This window comes from Roseivirga sp. BDSF3-8 (assembly GCF_041449215.1).
Classification (GTDB): Bacteria; Bacteroidota; Bacteroidia; order Cytophagales; family Cyclobacteriaceae; genus JBGNFV01.
In genome coordinates, this window is the sequence record NZ_JBGNFV010000001.1 from 167,892 (window position 1) to 183,012 (window position 15,121).

At 47.2% G+C, this 15,121-nt stretch carries 17 protein-coding genes; 8 read left to right on the top strand and 9 right to left on the bottom strand.

Annotated features, from left to right (window positions below; translation table 11 throughout):
• Window positions 1-3: 3 nt before the first annotated feature.
• The 7 genes from AB9P05_RS00415 to AB9P05_RS00445 all read left to right on the top strand — a co-directional run bounded on the left by AB9P05_RS00415 (window position 4) and on the right by AB9P05_RS00445 (window position 5,381).
• Window positions 4-273 (top strand): hypothetical protein, encoded by a 270-nt coding sequence (locus AB9P05_RS00415; protein WP_371906840.1) that lies wholly within the window; start codon window positions 4-6, stop codon window positions 271-273.
• A 96-nt stretch (window positions 274-369) separates the two neighbouring features.
• Window positions 370-2,478 carry a tetratricopeptide repeat protein gene (locus tag AB9P05_RS00420; RefSeq protein WP_371906841.1) on the top strand — a complete coding sequence of 703 codons (2,109 nt, stop codon included), beginning with the start codon at window positions 370-372 and terminating at the stop codon, window positions 2,476-2,478.
• Window positions 2,479-2,481: 3 nt separating this feature from the next.
• Window positions 2,482-3,129 carry a response regulator gene (locus tag AB9P05_RS00425; protein WP_371906842.1) on the top strand — a complete coding sequence of 216 codons (648 nt, stop codon included), beginning with the start codon at window positions 2,482-2,484 and terminating at the stop codon, window positions 3,127-3,129.
• 42 nt (window positions 3,130-3,171) lie between these two features.
• Window positions 3,172-4,122, top strand: a complete 951-nt coding sequence (locus AB9P05_RS00430; protein ID WP_371906843.1) for a caspase domain-containing protein — start codon at window positions 3,172-3,174, stop codon at window positions 4,120-4,122.
• Window positions 4,122-4,571 carry a hypothetical protein gene (locus AB9P05_RS00435; protein ID WP_371906844.1) on the top strand — a complete coding sequence of 150 codons (450 nt, stop codon included), beginning with the start codon at window positions 4,122-4,124 and terminating at the stop codon, window positions 4,569-4,571. Before AB9P05_RS00430 ends, AB9P05_RS00435 begins: the two co-directional genes overlap by 1 nt.
• A 106-nt stretch (window positions 4,572-4,677) precedes the next feature.
• Window positions 4,678-5,007 (top strand): hypothetical protein, encoded by a 330-nt coding sequence (locus tag AB9P05_RS00440; protein WP_371906845.1) that lies wholly within the window; start codon window positions 4,678-4,680, stop codon window positions 5,005-5,007.
• 164 nt (window positions 5,008-5,171) lie between these two features.
• Entirely contained in the window at window positions 5,172-5,381 is a 210-nt protein-coding gene (locus AB9P05_RS00445) for a hypothetical protein (RefSeq protein WP_371906846.1), read from the top strand.
• Between the two features lie 12 nt (window positions 5,382-5,393).
• On the opposite strand, the gene AB9P05_RS00450 is transcribed toward AB9P05_RS00445, so the two are convergent.
• The 8 genes from AB9P05_RS00450 to AB9P05_RS00485 form a co-directional block, all read right to left on the bottom strand.
• Window positions 5,394-5,867, bottom strand: a complete 474-nt coding sequence (locus AB9P05_RS00450) for a hypothetical protein (protein WP_371906847.1) — start codon at window positions 5,865-5,867, stop codon at window positions 5,394-5,396.
• Between the two features lie 54 nt (window positions 5,868-5,921).
• A complete protein-coding gene (locus AB9P05_RS00455) occupies window positions 5,922-6,482 on the bottom strand; it encodes a lysozyme inhibitor LprI family protein (protein WP_371906848.1) in 561 nt (186 codons plus the stop codon).
• A gap of 217 nt (window positions 6,483-6,699) precedes the next feature.
• Window positions 6,700-6,864 carry a pinensin family lanthipeptide gene (locus AB9P05_RS00460; RefSeq protein ID WP_371906849.1) on the bottom strand — a complete coding sequence of 55 codons (165 nt, stop codon included), beginning with the start codon at window positions 6,862-6,864 and terminating at the stop codon, window positions 6,700-6,702.
• Window positions 6,865-7,127: 263 nt separating this feature from the next.
• Window positions 7,128-8,183 (bottom strand): hypothetical protein, encoded by a 1,056-nt coding sequence (locus AB9P05_RS00465; RefSeq protein WP_371906850.1) that lies wholly within the window; start codon window positions 8,181-8,183, stop codon window positions 7,128-7,130.
• A gap of 234 nt (window positions 8,184-8,417) precedes the next feature.
• Window positions 8,418-8,951, bottom strand: coding sequence for a hypothetical protein (locus AB9P05_RS00470; RefSeq protein WP_371906851.1), 534 nt, complete (start codon window positions 8,949-8,951; stop codon window positions 8,418-8,420).
• Between the two features lie 146 nt (window positions 8,952-9,097).
• Window positions 9,098-9,370 (bottom strand): hypothetical protein, encoded by a 273-nt coding sequence (locus tag AB9P05_RS00475; protein ID WP_371906852.1) that lies wholly within the window; start codon window positions 9,368-9,370, stop codon window positions 9,098-9,100.
• Window positions 9,371-9,535: 165 nt separating this feature from the next.
• Window positions 9,536-12,247, bottom strand: coding sequence for an OmpA family protein (locus AB9P05_RS00480; RefSeq protein ID WP_371906853.1), 2,712 nt, complete (start codon window positions 12,245-12,247; stop codon window positions 9,536-9,538).
• A 10-nt stretch (window positions 12,248-12,257) separates the two neighbouring features.
• On the bottom strand, window positions 12,258-13,439 hold the full coding sequence (locus AB9P05_RS00485) for a hypothetical protein (protein WP_371906854.1): 1,182 nt from the start codon (window positions 13,437-13,439) through the stop codon (window positions 12,258-12,260).
• 487 nt (window positions 13,440-13,926) lie between these two features.
• Between AB9P05_RS00485 and AB9P05_RS00490 the strand changes: the two genes are divergently transcribed.
• A complete protein-coding gene (locus tag AB9P05_RS00490) occupies window positions 13,927-14,352 on the top strand; it encodes a hypothetical protein (RefSeq protein ID WP_371906855.1) in 426 nt (141 codons plus the stop codon).
• 22 nt (window positions 14,353-14,374) lie between these two features.
• Here AB9P05_RS00490 and AB9P05_RS00495 read toward each other — a convergent pair whose 3' ends face one another.
• Window positions 14,375-15,067, bottom strand: coding sequence for a TIGR04283 family arsenosugar biosynthesis glycosyltransferase (locus tag AB9P05_RS00495; RefSeq protein WP_371906856.1), 693 nt, complete (start codon window positions 15,065-15,067; stop codon window positions 14,375-14,377).
• Between the last annotated feature and the right edge of the window lie 54 nt (window positions 15,068-15,121).

Genomic DNA, 15,121 nt, shown 5'->3' on the forward strand with positions numbered 1-15,121 from the left:
ATCATGAAACAAACAAACCAACACAACTTCCTCGAATCTGAAGAGTTTTACTTAAGCGCTGATGATAATAATGAAAGCGGGGGTACCGTAGTCCAGGAATCGACTGTGAAGCCTCCGAAAACAACCAACCCTAGACCCTGGGACTCAGAAGGCCCACAAGCCAGGAGTGGCGATACCGGTGAAAACCATCCGGAAGAACCTCCTGTAGAAACCTCCAAGGAAGAGGAGCCGAAACCTTTTAAGCCGGAAGGTTCACCTCCATATGGCAACTGAGGCAAGGTAATTCACCATCAATGACTTACTCATGAATTAGTTTAGTTTTCTCAGGCAATAGGTTAAATTGGAAAAACAATCAACCTATTGCCTGTAATGCCTACTTCAATACGAATGCTCATAAAGATTTGGTTCATCCTATGCTTTCATTCCGGGCTATACTCTCCAGTAGTGGCAAGTAGCGCTACGGTTGATAGTCTACAAGCTGAACTTTCCAAAAACCTATCCACTACAGAGCGGATAAATGTATTGAACGACCTGGCCTATGAACTGTCTGACAGTTTGCCGGATGAAGCCTTTAGTTATGCAGAGGAAGCACTAACCTTATCAGAAGATATAAATAATGATAGTACAGCAGCCACAGCCCTGGTAAGAATGGGAACAATCAAAGAATATACCGGAGATAATGTGGTAGCAGCCGACTACCTGGAGCGGGCCCTGCAGTTAGAGACTGACCTGGACCATGAGTACGGTATCGCCCGGGCTTCTGCATTTTTGTGTAAAGTATACAATAACCTGGGCATGACAGCCGAGGCTATTTCTGCATGTGAAGAAAGCATTAGAGTATTTAAATCATTACATAAGTATCAATATGTAAGTGGGAGCTACCAGGACTTATTTAATGTATACAAACAAAGCGGTGACTTGCAAAAAGCCCTGGAAACACTTAATCAAAAACTGGGCATCGACTCACTGCATGGTATAAGTGAAAGCATGCTGGGCACTATGGAGTCTTTTGGTCAGATATATAGAAGGATGGGTAGCTACGATGTGGCATTATCAAATTACTACAGCGCACTTCAGGCCTGGTTGAATAAGGGTGACAGCTCAAAAATAGGCGGGATATATGTAAATATTGGTAATATTTACTACGACCTCAACAAACAGGACTCAGCCACTTATTACTTTCTACTCTCTTTATCAATAAAACAAAAGCACAACCCGCCTCACACTTTTGCAGAAAACTATAATAACCTGGCAGCAGTGTATAACAGGCAACTTCAGTTTGACTCCGCTGACTACTACTACCGTAAAAGTATAGCCATAAATACAGAAACGGGAAATGCCGACGAACTGGCAAGAACTTACTATAACCTGGGCAACAACTTTAAAGACCAGGAGCAGTACGACTCGGCCAAAGTCTATTATAGAAGGGCTGAGAAACTAACGCCTAGCACTATTCTGCTAATGGACACCTACTATAATCTGTATGAAGTGTATTTTGAGTTTGGCCAGTATGACAGTGCCAACCTATACCACAATAGACACATAGCCGTACGCGATAGCCTGGACCACATAGCCCGCGAGGCCGTACGCCTCAGGGATAACTACGAAAGAGAAAAACTAAGATCCGCTTCTATGCAGGCTGACTTACTGCGAAGTGAGAACGAGAACCTAAATAAGAGCATGACAGTAACAATACTCATCATCAGCCTGCTCCTGCTGGCGGTGATTTTTTTTGCCGTACTAAAATACTATCAGCAACGTAAAAGAGCGCAGATAGCCGCTAAGGATGCCGAAATAAATAAGCAGAAGGTAGACCAGCTACTAAAAACAGTAGAGAACAAAGAAATGTCTGCCATACTACGCGGCCAGGAGACAGAACGTAAGCGTATCGCACAGGACCTGCACGACCGCCTCGGCAGTATGCTGGCCATGGTGAAGATCCACTTTAAAACCGTGGAAGATAACCTGGAAACCATCAAGGAAGAGAACAAAAGACAGTATCAAAAGGCCAATTCACTACTGGATGAAGCCTGCGAAGAGGTACGGAAAATCTCCCATGACATGGCCTCGGGCGTATTGCAAAAGTTTGGCCTTACCACAGCACTAAACAATCTGAAGGGTTCAGTAAATGAAACGGGCCAGTTAAAGATCAACCTGCTCACCTTTGGAATGGAAGACGAAAGGCTGGACTACCGGAAGGAAATTAACATCTACCGGATCATACAGGAGCTGCTGAGCAATACACTTAAGCATGCGCATGCAAAGGAGATGACCATCCAGCTTATACGCAAAGACCAAAACCTCAATATACTGGTAGAAGATGACGGGACAGGCTTTAACCCCGGAAAAATGAAACCAGAGGGAATGGGGCTTAAAAACATACAAACGCGAGTCGAAAGCCTGAACGGCACCCTTGAAATAGACAGCGGAAAAGGATCAGGCACCACTACTACCATTGACATACCCTTAGACCAATAGATAATGAAAAAGATAAATGTACTCATAGCAGATGACCACCAGATAGTGCTTGATGGCCTTACCTTGCTTCTGCAGAATGAAGAAGATATACATATAGTAGATGTGGTGGCAGATGGTAGCCTGGCACTGAAGGTGATGGAATATGAAAAAGTAGATGTAGCCGTCATCGATATCAGCATGCCCGGACTGGATGGTGTGGAAACCACAAAGGCTATAAAAGAAAAATACCCGGAGACCGCAGTACTCATTCTGACCATGCATAATGAGGGCGGTTACATTACAGAACTAATAAAAACAGGTGCTTCCGGATATATACTCAAAAACAGAGGGAAGGAAGAGCTGGTGGATGCGATACATAAAGTGGCAGCCGGGGGGCAGTTTTTCAGTGAGTCTGTCACGCAAACCCTTATAGCCGACATTAAAAATGGGGAGGCTGCGAAAAAAAAGAACAACATGATCCAGCTGACCCGCCGTGAAAAAGAGGTACTGAAGCATATATCCAGGGGGCTTACCTCTCCCCAGATAGCAGAAGTGCTGTTTATAGCCCCAAGCACGGTAGAGACCCATCGCCGTAACCTGATAGATAAAATAGGTGTGCCTAACTCAAAGGGACTGGTTCGCTACGCCATCAAAAATGGCTATAGCGATTAATAAATAACATAAGACCATAGAATCAACCTTAATACATATAATATGAATCGTGCACTATTAGTAGGCATAGACCACTACAAAACATCTCCGCTAAACGGATGCATCAATGATGCCAGAAGCATGAGTGAAGCCTTATGCAGAAATGATGATGAGAGCCTGAACTTCAGCTGTATGCTTATGACATCCGATAAGGATAAGATAAGCAGGCATGCCCTTCTTTCTAAAATAGATAAGCTCTTCTCTGCCGAAGCAGACCTGGCACTGCTGTACTTCTCAGGGCATGGCTATGATGATAAGCTGGGGGGACTACTGGTAACCCAGGAGGCACAGCAGCACGCAGACGGCGTTCACCTGGATGATGTACTTACCATTGCTAACAGGGCCGATCGCATCAAGCAGATATTCATTATACTGGACTGCTGCCACTCCGGCCATATGGGCAACCCGCCTATGAGCAATGGCTACTCGGCTTACCTTAGAAAGAATATTTCAATTCTGACCTCCAGCCAGGGAGATGAGCTTTCTATGGAGGTAAATGGCCATGGCCTGTTCACCAGTTCTATACTTAATGGCCTTACCGGCGGGGCTGCCGATGTGCTGGGTAGGGTGACGGCGGCAAGCTTATATAGCTATGTGGACAGCATGCTGGGACCTTGGGAACAGCGCCCGGTTTTTAAGTCGCATGTAAACAAAATGATTTCCATCCGGAAGTGCAAGCCTATGGTATCTTTCGCGCTTATGAGAAAGATCACCTCGTTCTTTCCTGTGAAGGACCACTATTTTCCTTTAGACCCTAGTTATGAGCCTACTGCGGATCCTAAGAATCCGGAAAATGAAGGAATATTTGCTAAACTTCAGAAGTATGTACAGGCTGGCCTGGTACGCCCTGTAGGAGAAGAGCATATGTACTTTGCCGCCATGAACAGCAAAGGCTGTGAACTCACCCCCCAGGGCCGTATGTACTGGGAAATGGTAAAAAGAGACAGACTGTAATGGCATCTGACCAACTACTGGAGCAGTACAAACTGTATGTGGAGCTGGCGGACCGGGTGAGCGACAGAAGGATAAAAACAAACCAGTATTTTATAACCCTACTTTCCGGTCTGCTGGTGGTCCTGTCCTTCGTATTACACAAAGACCAGCAGGCCACCCTGAGCCGGTATCAGCCCTATATTGTGTTCAGCGTGGGCCTGCTGGGTATCATCTTATGCCTGGTGTGGCAACTCAATATCAGTAGCTACCGGCAGCTTAACAGCCAGAAGTTTCAGGTAATCCACGATATGGAGAAGCACCTCCCCTACCCTTTATTCGCAAAAGAATGGCAACTACTTGGAGAAGGTAAAGACCGGAAAAAATACCTGCAACTTAGCCGGGTGGAAAAACTGGTACCCGTAATCCTGTCTTTGCCTTTTGTGGTATTATTTATCTACGCTCTGTTTTGACATAAAACTTATCGCAAAACCATATAAATCTCTTAACATGAAAGCTTTAATAATATTTGCCTCAACCTTCATAATATGCACAGCACCCTCAATAGCTCAAACCTCAATGAGCTGTTATTACCGGGAGTATTGCAACTGGAACAACTACACGAAAAAATTTGAAGATTGTGATGGGTATGAAGAAGCATCACTCTTTAAGTTAAATGACAATGAAACCATGCTCACTCACGTGATCGAAGATCGGGAAACAACTTACTACATAAGCAGCAGTAAGCGGGATGTACAATATGATGTATGGACGTTTAACGCTACCAGCGATACTGGTAATGACTATTATTTTGTATTAGATCCTAAAAACAAACAGGTCAGAATTGTATTTAAAAGCGATGGAGAAATGAAAATGGTGAGATTTTATGTGAAGGCTATCTTCAGATAATTAGTCGCTGGCAAATGAAAAAAACTGCTTTAGACGTAAGTCTTTCTATAAGATTATCTACTATAGTTAGTATTATCATAAAAAATCAGGCCTTACAGCCATAAAAAGTCGAATTTTATTAGTATTTTTTACAAATCTATTAACCATAATTAACTATTCGATTTATGAAAAAGACAAAATTAAGCCTTTCAGCACTGCAGGTAAGCAGTTTTACCACTGCTCCTAAAGAGATAAAAGGCGGTGCTACCTACCAAAGTGATGCTTCATATTGTAAGGATTCCGGCTGTGCGATGTGTGACCCCATGTCTGAAGACGGCTGCTGGCAGACTTATGACTTTGATAACTGTCCTGAAACAAGCCTACAATCCTGCTAAAGAGTACCTTTTTCATCTACCCCCTCCGCTAAATTGCCTGATAAGGGCAAGGGCCTGATCAAAATCTCTGAGCTCCTGGTAGATAATGATCTCGTTCTTTCTATACATGGGTTTGTGAAGGGGGTATATTTTTGGCTTGGAAAGGGAAAGGTCGCCGTTCTTAAGGCTTTTGATCTTAATACCAGGCCATGACAGGTACAGGTCGGAGAAAGCATGGCGCGTAATGCCTGCCTCATTGATGGTATAGGTGCTTTGCACCACTTTGGTGGTGACGTAGATTCCCAAACCTGTAGAGGTAAACGCCAGGGCCATAAGCATGGTGGCTGTGGCGATGAGTAGCGTGCTCCACTGCTGGTGTATGCATAGATACAGAAAGATAAGGATGCACACCGGGGCGGCCAGTAGTAATACCTTAGCCGTACACTTGCGGAGTATCTTTACTTCCCGAAGGGTGCCAGGACTGGCTGCTATGCATAAAGCGGCCATGATAACTTAAAGGGGCTGTTTCTGCCCGTTCATAATTTATTTAATAGCTAGCTTTTACCCCTCGGTGCTACTGAGGTAGGTGTGGAGATAGGCGTAGAGGGTATCTACCCGGCGGCGTGTGATCTGCATATTTTCAGATGCTGCGACCAGCCCCCACATGGTGCCGCCGCCAAAGCGCTCCGGATTCCATAGCACGGCATTGAAGGCCTTTTCTTTATCCCGCAGTGCAATCCAGGCCCGTTGCATTTCCTTTAGGGCCTGCTTCTCTTCATCGGTGTGCATCTTCTGCATGAGCCTGCGGTAGTATTTATTCAGCAGGGCATCGAAGTCTTCCGTAGCCATCTGGTATGACTTGTGGTAGCCACTGGTGGAGTAGTTTATCTCATTGAAAAGCCTGGCTTCTTCCACGACCCTGAAGGTGTCTACCCTGTACTCTACACTGAGGCGGTAGGCCTCGCTTGACTCATATTCGGGGGCGGCTTCCAGTTGCTTTCGCAGAGCTATCGCATTTGCCTCTGCCTGCAGGGATATCTTATCAAGATCGACCGCACCATCCTGTCCCATGGTCAGGATGGTAATGAACAGCGATGCCGTCAGGAGAATTAATCGTTTCATGGACGGATTCATTCAGGGGTTAATATTATCTCAAATATAAGCCATCTGTAGGTGCACATTCTGCTAATAGAGGGCGGCAACTTACATAACGCTATGAATGAACGGAAAATAACCCAGATGATGGCTGTGGCCCCTTAAGGCTGGGTTGCCTTAAACGTAAAAAACCCTCTCCCGAAACTTCGGCAGAGGGCCTCTTCATAAGGGTTGCTTCTTCCCGTTACACGATGCACTCGGTGCCATCGGTAGGGCAGTCTACAGAACAGTATGGGGTTACTTCATATACTGTTTTTATCAGTTTGGTACCACCGGTAAGGCGTTTCTTGCTATCGGTGGTGAAGCTTTCTACTTTTAGGTCGGTAAGCGTCAGTTTATTAGTTTTCATAAAAAAATGTTTGTTTAAAAAATCAGAATATACACTATTCTTAAGGCCCATAACAAGGCCCGTGTATATAACTATGATACTGCAAAACAGTTACTTACCACCAAAAAAGCCAGTTTCCCTTTCATAATGCGTGACTTAACCGGAAGGCGGACAGCTATATGGCGTGTAAATCCCGCCTTTTGCTAATGTAGCAGCATGGCTCTCATCAATTAAAATTAAAAAAACGCCCCACGGCCGGGAGCGTTTTTTATTGGTCTCAGGTGTTATGAGGGTTGTGCATTGACAGTATAGGCACTGCTGGTAGTGGCTGATACGTCTTTGCCATTGGCCTTGGTGAGCTGTATGACCGCGGAAGTGGTCACAGCTGTTCTTGGCACAAACTCGATGGCATTATCTGACCAGCTGTTAACGCTGAGGCTGGTGCCTCCCAGCTCCAGAGTGCCGGTGTCGCCACCAAAGTTTTCACCCACCATAATGTATGTGGTGCCTGATACGAGCGCCTGCGGGGCATTGGTGGCACCATCTGACAGGGTTACGGCGGTGATGATGGACTTACCGGAAATAATGCCTTTGAGGTAATCTATGAACTGGCTGTACTCTGCACTGGTCTCCACTGACATGAGGTCACTGGCGTACTCTTTTATGAACTTAGGCGTCACGAAAAGGTAGGTGTCCTTTTGCATGGTGAGGGTGGTACTTGTAGAGGACTCTTTTACGCAGGGCCCCACACTTAGTGTCTGCTGATTCTTTTTGGTATCCAGGTGTACCACTAAAGCACTGATAACAGGCATACCGAGCAGGTATTCGCATACGAAAATGATATTGCCAATCTCAGCGTTTGTCTTGCTGCTGTTTTGGCTGATATTCAGTCCGGCATTACCCATAGACTGTACCATGGCAGAAGCAAAGGCCAGCTCGCCTGTGCCGGTGGCTAGCCCCAGCAGGGCCTCGATCAGTTCTTTGCTGAACTGAACGCCCACGCTCTCAGAGCTATATTGTACACTTTCCTCTGTTACCTGCACAAACATACCCGAACCGTCAATGATCTGCCTCAGCGGCTCGTAGTCATAAAGCTGATACGGCTTCTTAGTGGCTGGGTCAATGGAGGTGGTCATCGCTTTGGTCATAGCGGCAAACACTACGCTGACCTCTGCAAAGACGTCCCTTACGGAATCGGAGATCACGGCGGAGTTCTGATCCGTGGAGGACATCATGATGTTACCCGTTTCATTAAACACGTAATATTTGGTACCCTGAACGTTATTCGGGTTTTTAGGTGGGTTTGATAGTTTTACCGGCTTTTGATTACTGTTAGCCATAGTCTAGTTTTTATTAAATTGAAATGGATTGCGGCTGTGTGCCAGCCGGGGACTTTATGGCTTGAAAACCGGATATGTTAGAGGTAATTATCAGCAATTACTCTTGAAAAAGTACATCTTATAGCGGATACAGTGACGCTATGCCTGCTTTACAGGGGCTCTACCCGGGGTAAAATCTTTCTGGAATTCACTGATCTTTATTTAATGAGGCAAGGGCATTTGGCCGGTTCAGTACTATTCATTGTAAGTGATGAATACAGAACCACTATTATCTTTGCACACCTGACCGCGGATAGCCGTTACCTTCCGGGGGTTGAGCAGGTTTATTTCGGTCAGTACCTTCCCTATGGCGATGGGGTGGTCGTTTATATATAAAGCGGGGTAGGAATCAGTCGCCTGCCGGTATAGCTTTCGTACTTCATCCAGCATGGCCTTTTTACCTGATCTACTTTGTTCGTTAGTCTCAGTATACGTAATCAATACCACGGCATCCACCCGGCGGCAGCCAATGCCTTCCAGGTCTTTGAGTATCTGGATGGCAAGAGTAGGATTGAAACGGTTGGCTGCCACAGCCTCATTTATGGCTGGGGCTTCGCTTTCGTAGGGTATGCCATTGATGACGTATAGAACTAAGGAGTCCGGAGTTCCGGTTTCCAGGTTACCTGATAAGATGTAGTGTTGAAGGCAGTCTTTTGGTATGGAAAAAGGGCCGGATGCATATACATTGCTTACGGCCAGTATGGGAATAATAAGTAGTAGTCTCCACATATTTACTCTTTAGGATAGGATGCGGCCGTGACGTGATTTCCATACCGGATTAATTAAAAAAAACAGGCCGGAAACAGAAAATACTGCTTGCGGCCTGCAATCATTGTCAGGAACTGACTGTATCACCCTGAACCATCGGTGATAGCTTATGATAGGGTATTGAAGAGGATCATACTGATAAGAAAAAGGAGAGGCCCGAAATAGAGTATTCTCCGGAAAATGACATAGCCTTTGTACTCATCAAACGGCTTATAGGAATGCCTCTCCCAGGACCGGCCTGGTACCGTGGCCATTGCTGGTGCGGCTGACTTACTTACCGCTTCAATATGTTCTCCATATACCTCTTTGTAGGCGGCGAATAATTTTTTAGGCTTGCGGGTATAATCTATCCTTCGCATGCCGAATCCCATGTATCCCATAGTTCATATTATTTAGGTTCTGTTAGTATATACGGATCAACAAGGGGGAGGGCGGGAGATTTACACAAGCGGAATAGTATTACTATCGCCGGAACTCTGATCCCTTCATAAAAAAGAGGCTGCCCTTTTGAGGCAGCCTCTTTCATTTTCTTAGAATATGTCTGATTAATATTGCATTAATATCTCCACGCGGCGGCCATAGGCACTTGACTGGCTGTCGAGATTAGGTGATACGCCAAAGTACTCCACACTAATACGGTCCAAGGTAATACCTTCTTTCACCAGCTCGGCCTGCACGGCATTGGCCCGGCGCTGGCTCAGCACCAGGTTTTGCTGGGCATTGCCGGTAGCATCGGTATAGCCATGCAGTTTGAAGTTTATGTCCTCGTTACGCTTGCCATAATCTGCCAGTTGCTTTATCCGCTGCTTATCTCCGGAGGACAGGGCAAAAGAGCCGCTATTGAAAAATACGGCGGTGGAAGGTAGCTCCTTGGCGGCGGGGGCTGGCTCTTCAGCCGGCTCCTCTGGCTCTTCCCCGGCCTCCTGAGCGGCTGCGGCCTGCTCAGCCTGCCTGGCGATACTGGCCTGCAGGCTGTCGATCTGCTGCTGAAGCTGACCGAGTTGCCTGATCGTGGTACTATCCACTGTTGGCTCCGCTGCTGCTGAATCGGCAGGAGCCGCATTGATGAGGGCTACCTGTCGGTTCAGGGAGTCAATCTTATCTTCCAGTTTCTCTACCTCACGGCGGGTGCGCCTGTCTTCGCGTCCTTCACCCCCTTCCAGGGTAATGGTAGGCTGTACGGTAGGGTTAACCCGGGTTCTGCGGGCACGGCGTTCATCCCGTATATCCCGCTGAAGGTCCTGTCGCTCATCGCGCATGTCTCTGCGCAGACGCCGTAACTCCTCTTCCAGGTCGTCCAGTTCCTCCTCATTACGTGAGTCCGGCGCCCGGTTTCGCATCTCCTCTATCTCATCTTCCAGGTCGGCAATCTGCCTTTCCAGTTCGCCCTCTTCTTCTTCGCTTTGAGAAAGCTGCTGGTTCAGCTCGCGTATCTCCTCACGATAGCGTGCCAGTCGTGCAGAGTCTTCATCTGAGGCATCCAGCCTGCGATCACGCTTTTCCAGTTCAGCCTGCAGGCTATCGGCCAGCATTTCATTTTCCCTGGTATTGCTTTCGCTATCATCCAGTTGTTCCCGGCTGCGGGCCAGTTCGGCCTGAAGGCTATCGATACGCATTTGCAATGAATCGGTGGAACCCCCACCGGCATCATAGTCCTCTACCAGTTCCTGGTAGCTTGCCTGGAGAGAGTCCCGTCTTTGCTGTAGCTCAGCAGCCCGGGCACGCTGTTCTATGCGCTGTTCCTTTTCTTCACGCAGGCTATCGGCAGCGGTGTTGAGGCTATCCATTTGCATGTCATAGGTTACTTTCTGCAGGCTGTCTTCCATTTTCAGACGGGCCATTTCCTGCTCCACCCGCATGATGCTATCCTCATATGTCCTGATCTGTTCCTGCGTTACCCTGGGGGCCTGGGTGGTGATTCTTACCCTGGCAGAGTCATCGCGAAGAGGTTTTCTACTGGTATCGGCCCGCTTTTTAACGGTACGCTCAGTAGATCCAAGTGTCCTAATGGGGAAATCGGCCCTGTAGAGGCTATCTGCCCTACGTGCCTTGATGGTACTATCAGCCACTGCCTCGTAGCTAATGGCAGGATCAGGTGACCCTAACCTTAGCCTGTACAGGGTATTATATAGCTCCAGTTTTTCTATTTCATATTCCAGTGACTGTATAGTATCACTGTCATAAGGCCTGCGGGCAGGGGCTGGCATAGGCTGTATGAGAAAAGGCTCAATATCTGCCTCCACGCCTTTGGGTGCCTCACGGCTGCTGTATTTTTGCGGCTGAGGCTCCATACCTCTTACCAATCGCTGATTTTCAGTATAGGGGCCACTTGTACGACCGTATCCCGATGGAGGAGGGGTTATCGTATTGGCTTTAAACTTCTTCAGTCCCCATGTAAACCGGTAGGCGAGAGACACACTGGTATAGTAGAAGCGGTCATTCCTGCCATTGGGGTTACCCCTTGTTTCACGGTTTACCTGACCGGGGTTTGCGGCATAGATTACGAAAGGATCCTCATAGGGGGTGGCGTAGTCACCGCTTACATCATCAAGGTAGTCGGTGCGGGTAAAGAACCAGGTGGCCTCTGCTTTTAGCCTCAGCCTGCCGCTAATGCGCCAGCTTAATCCTACGGAGAGGGGGATGCTTAGCGTGCGGTCGTCATAGCGTACACCTTCTGTCTGCAAAGGGCGCAGCTTGGTCTCATAGTCACCATCCTGCTCTACGATCTGCGCCATATCCGCATCAGGCGCGTCTTCCCGTATTAGTCGTACGGTATTGTCTGACCAGTAATAGTATGGCTCTTTATCACGCAGCAGGTCTGCATAGGGTGTGAACCAGGTATAGCCTACTCCGGCAGAGAGGTAGGGAGACAAAGGAAAGTTTTCCGGCAGTATATAGCCGTTGTCGAGGTAATAAAGCAATGAAAAACTAGCGTTCCATATTTCGGTCCGTACGTTGAGGGCACGGTCAAAATTTTCCCAGTCCACCAGTAATTCATCATCCAGATTACGGGCACGATCATTAGCCAGAATATAGCCATGAAGTCCCTGCAGCCTCACGCCAAAGCCACTGCCCAGGCCCAGGGAAAGGCCTGCCGATATGGGAAATTCATAATCCGGCTGAAGGTAGCGGGTCTCGATATCCCCGCTATAGTTAAGCACACCTGTACCTGCCTCTATGGTCAGGAAACCCTTATCCTGAGCATGGAGGGAAAGCACAGTAAAACAGAGAGTAAAAAGCAGAAATAATCTTTTCATATATGCCTCCTTACTCATTGGTCCCGATCCACAATTTCAGTTCGGCGCTGAGGCCTACATAAGGTCGTATTTCCACATCGCTTACATCCAGCAATCCGCTGTCATCGGACTCTAACTGCAGGAATGAGGCACCGGCCTGTATCCTGAGAAAGTTAAATACCTTATAGCCAAGGGCCACAAAGGAAGGACGGTCTACCACAGGACCGCTATAGGTGTAGGCACCGTCATCAAATTCAAGATCCTGGAAGAATACTCCCACACTCAGTGCGGTGTTACTCCATATCTTAGAGGAGTGGGCCGGATGACCAAGGGGTATGGATACGCCGCCGTACCAGCCACTGCCAAAATCCTCATCGCTTCCTCTCTCATTGTAGACTGTACCATACCCTACCAACACATTTATATGGCTCCGCTTTTTCTCGGTGGGATAGTTTCGTATGATCTTACGACTGGTAAGAATACTGAGATCACCGTAGAACATCTGGTCTGTTTCACTGATGATCTGCCGCTTTACGGTATTTATCTGCTGGCGTGCATACTGATAACGCTTTTGTCCCTCGGTATTGAGCGAATCGCCGCCCAGCAACTCATCGGCATCTTTAAGGTCTAGATCATCCAGTTTCTGGATACCCTCTTTGACTATATCGGAAAAAGCAGGCGCATTGCTTTCCAACCTGTTACGCAGGTTACCGGTACTCTGAGCAAGTATTTGGTTGAGATTATTATAAACTTTGCCCGGAGCCTCACGCAGCTCTACTTCTTTCTCTTCGATAAGGATTTCCTGGTCCAGGTAGTTCAGCAACTGTTCTTTGAGTGTATAGCCCAACTCCTGGCGCTGGTCTCCCTGCAGTGTGGTGAAGTACCTGATCATCACATCATACTCCTCGTTCTGCTTCAGTTTATAGTTAACAGGTATCTGCCAGTCGTTAGATTGGTCATCATAATCTCTTACCCATTGACCAGTAAAAATGGGTTTTTCATCCCCCTTTAACAGGCCTTTGCGGGCTATAACAGCCTCTACCATGTCTACATCTGAACTAACCTGCCCGGTAAGCACGAAAAGTTCTTCTGACGGAAGTGGCTGGCCGTTATTAAACTGGGAGCTTTCGTAATTAAATACTACCTGCTCATATTGGGAAAAAGCAGGGTATGAACAAAGGATGAATAAAAAGACAGGTAAAATGTGTTTCATCAATTTTAATTAAGGTCAACAGTTTGTTTGTGTATGAACCTGTTGTTCGACACGCTAGTCACCCCATTAACCATAAGCTCACCTAAAAGTTGTCATTATTAGATGACAGCAGAGGTTAACCTGTTCTATTTCAACGCATAACCCTACTTATTTCAGTAAATAACCAGGAGTTTGGCCGGTAATTATGCATCTGCAATGCACCTGCTATGAGGTGCCTCAAAAGAAAAACAGTACATTTGGGAGACCTGAGACCAGCATCAGGCTAAATCCAGCGGGAAAGGCTCTTACTCTTTCGAAAATTTAGATTGGCGGAAATAAAGAAGAGCCGGAAGGTCTAAGCAAAAAAAGGGGAGGGAAGCTACTCCCTTACCAAAATGACTGGAACAGCCAAGCGCCATAACTACAGAAGAACTGAAGGAAAGGGGTGCAGGTTTCCCTGGCAGACTTTACGACTATTATTTACGTGCACATTCAAACGAAGCAGCAGATGACTCAAAATAACATACCAAAGTTTCAGATACAGACGATTGATGTACAGGAGGTGACTATCAAACAACCTCAGCAGAACCTGGGAAAAAACCCTAACCTGAACTTTGATATCCACCTGGACCATGCGGTGATGCAGGACAACGATATTTTCATTGCCGGTACTACCATCACTACCTATGCGGGAAGTAAGGAGCACGAACTGGCCCGCTTTAAGGCAAACTGTGTGTATAAGATCGACAACATGGCACAGTTTCAGAAGCCTGACAAGAGCGGCGTTTCGCTGCCCGAAGAATTGATTTCTGCGATTAATTCTGTGAGTGTGTCTACCACACGCGGGCTGATGTTTGGTGCGTTTGGGGGTACCTATTTGCAAAAAGTGGTTCTGCCTATTATAGACACACAGGGATTTGCCCCCAATAGCTGATAGGGTTGCAAAGCGGGTACCTTTACTTACGTACCCGCTCTTTTACATAGGCCAGCAGCTCATCCTGTGTAGCGCCCTGTGCATACATCCGGAATACCTTCATATAAATAAACTGAAGCCTAAGGGCGCCATTGCGGCGGTAGTCTCTGGCCGAAGCGATGACAAACCGGCGAATAACCCGAAAGCGGGTTTGCTTCTTTAGCCTGGCTATCAGATCATACTCTTCCATAAGCTTCATGCGCTCATCATAGCCGCCCACCCGGTGAAAAAGCTCACGTGTGACCCAGAGCGTCTGGCCACCACCCCTGCAAAACCAAAAGGGTAAAAAAGACAGGTAGTTTCCCAGCCGCAAAAACCAGTGTCCCATATCAAACTTAGACATGAAGCAGCCTGCCTGCGTGCCGGGCGGTAGTTTTTTCAAGATGAGGCTGGTAAACTCTTTGGGCGGCACACAATCTGCATGAATGAAATGCAACACCTCACCGCAGGCCACGGCCGCTCCGTGATTCATCTGGGCCGCCCGGCCCTTTTGAGTTGAGATAAGTACCCGTGCCCCCAGTTTATCTGCAATACTGCGGGTGTTATCCATACTACCTCCGTCACACACTATCACTTCTCTCACCTCATCTTTGCCGCTCCGGTTTTTGATCACCTGCAGCAACCGGCCAATGGTTTTTTCCTCATTGTAAGTAGGTATGATGATAGATATCTTCACTGGCTCAGGCTATTTATTTCATTTTATTCCAATCGCGACAGGCTAAAAAAAGCG

Coding starts and splice junctions, on each gene's coding strand:
- AB9P05_RS00465 (WP_371906850.1), bottom strand. CDS start 8,183: ATGGCTAACAGTAATCAAAAGCCGGTAAAACTATCAAACCCACCTAAA.
- AB9P05_RS00485 (WP_371906854.1), bottom strand. CDS start 13,439: ATGAAACACATTTTACCTGTCTTTTTATTCATCCTTTGTTCATACCCT.
- AB9P05_RS00475 (WP_371906852.1), bottom strand. CDS start 9,370: ATGGGATACATGGGATTCGGCATGCGAAGGATAGATTATACCCGCAAG.
- AB9P05_RS00430 (WP_371906843.1), top strand. CDS start 3,172: ATGAATCGTGCACTATTAGTAGGCATAGACCACTACAAAACATCTCCG.
- AB9P05_RS00455 (WP_371906848.1), bottom strand. CDS start 6,482: ATGAAACGATTAATTCTCCTGACGGCATCGCTGTTCATTACCATCCTG.
- AB9P05_RS00435 (WP_371906844.1), top strand. CDS start 4,122: ATGGCATCTGACCAACTACTGGAGCAGTACAAACTGTATGTGGAGCTG.
- AB9P05_RS00425 (WP_371906842.1), top strand. CDS start 2,482: ATGAAAAAGATAAATGTACTCATAGCAGATGACCACCAGATAGTGCTT.
- AB9P05_RS00460 (WP_371906849.1), bottom strand. CDS start 6,864: ATGAAAACTAATAAACTGACGCTTACCGACCTAAAAGTAGAAAGCTTC.
- AB9P05_RS00490 (WP_371906855.1), top strand. CDS start 13,927: ATGACTCAAAATAACATACCAAAGTTTCAGATACAGACGATTGATGTA.
- AB9P05_RS00420 (WP_371906841.1), top strand. CDS start 370: ATGCCTACTTCAATACGAATGCTCATAAAGATTTGGTTCATCCTATGC.
- AB9P05_RS00415 (WP_371906840.1), top strand. CDS start 4: ATGAAACAAACAAACCAACACAACTTCCTCGAATCTGAAGAGTTTTAC.
- AB9P05_RS00445 (WP_371906846.1), top strand. CDS start 5,172: ATGAAAAAGACAAAATTAAGCCTTTCAGCACTGCAGGTAAGCAGTTTT.
- AB9P05_RS00470 (WP_371906851.1), bottom strand. CDS start 8,951: ATGTGGAGACTACTACTTATTATTCCCATACTGGCCGTAAGCAATGTA.
- AB9P05_RS00450 (WP_371906847.1), bottom strand. CDS start 5,867: ATGGCCGCTTTATGCATAGCAGCCAGTCCTGGCACCCTTCGGGAAGTA.
- AB9P05_RS00440 (WP_371906845.1), top strand. CDS start 4,678: ATGAGCTGTTATTACCGGGAGTATTGCAACTGGAACAACTACACGAAA.
- AB9P05_RS00480 (WP_371906853.1), bottom strand. CDS start 12,247: ATGAAAAGATTATTTCTGCTTTTTACTCTCTGTTTTACTGTGCTTTCC.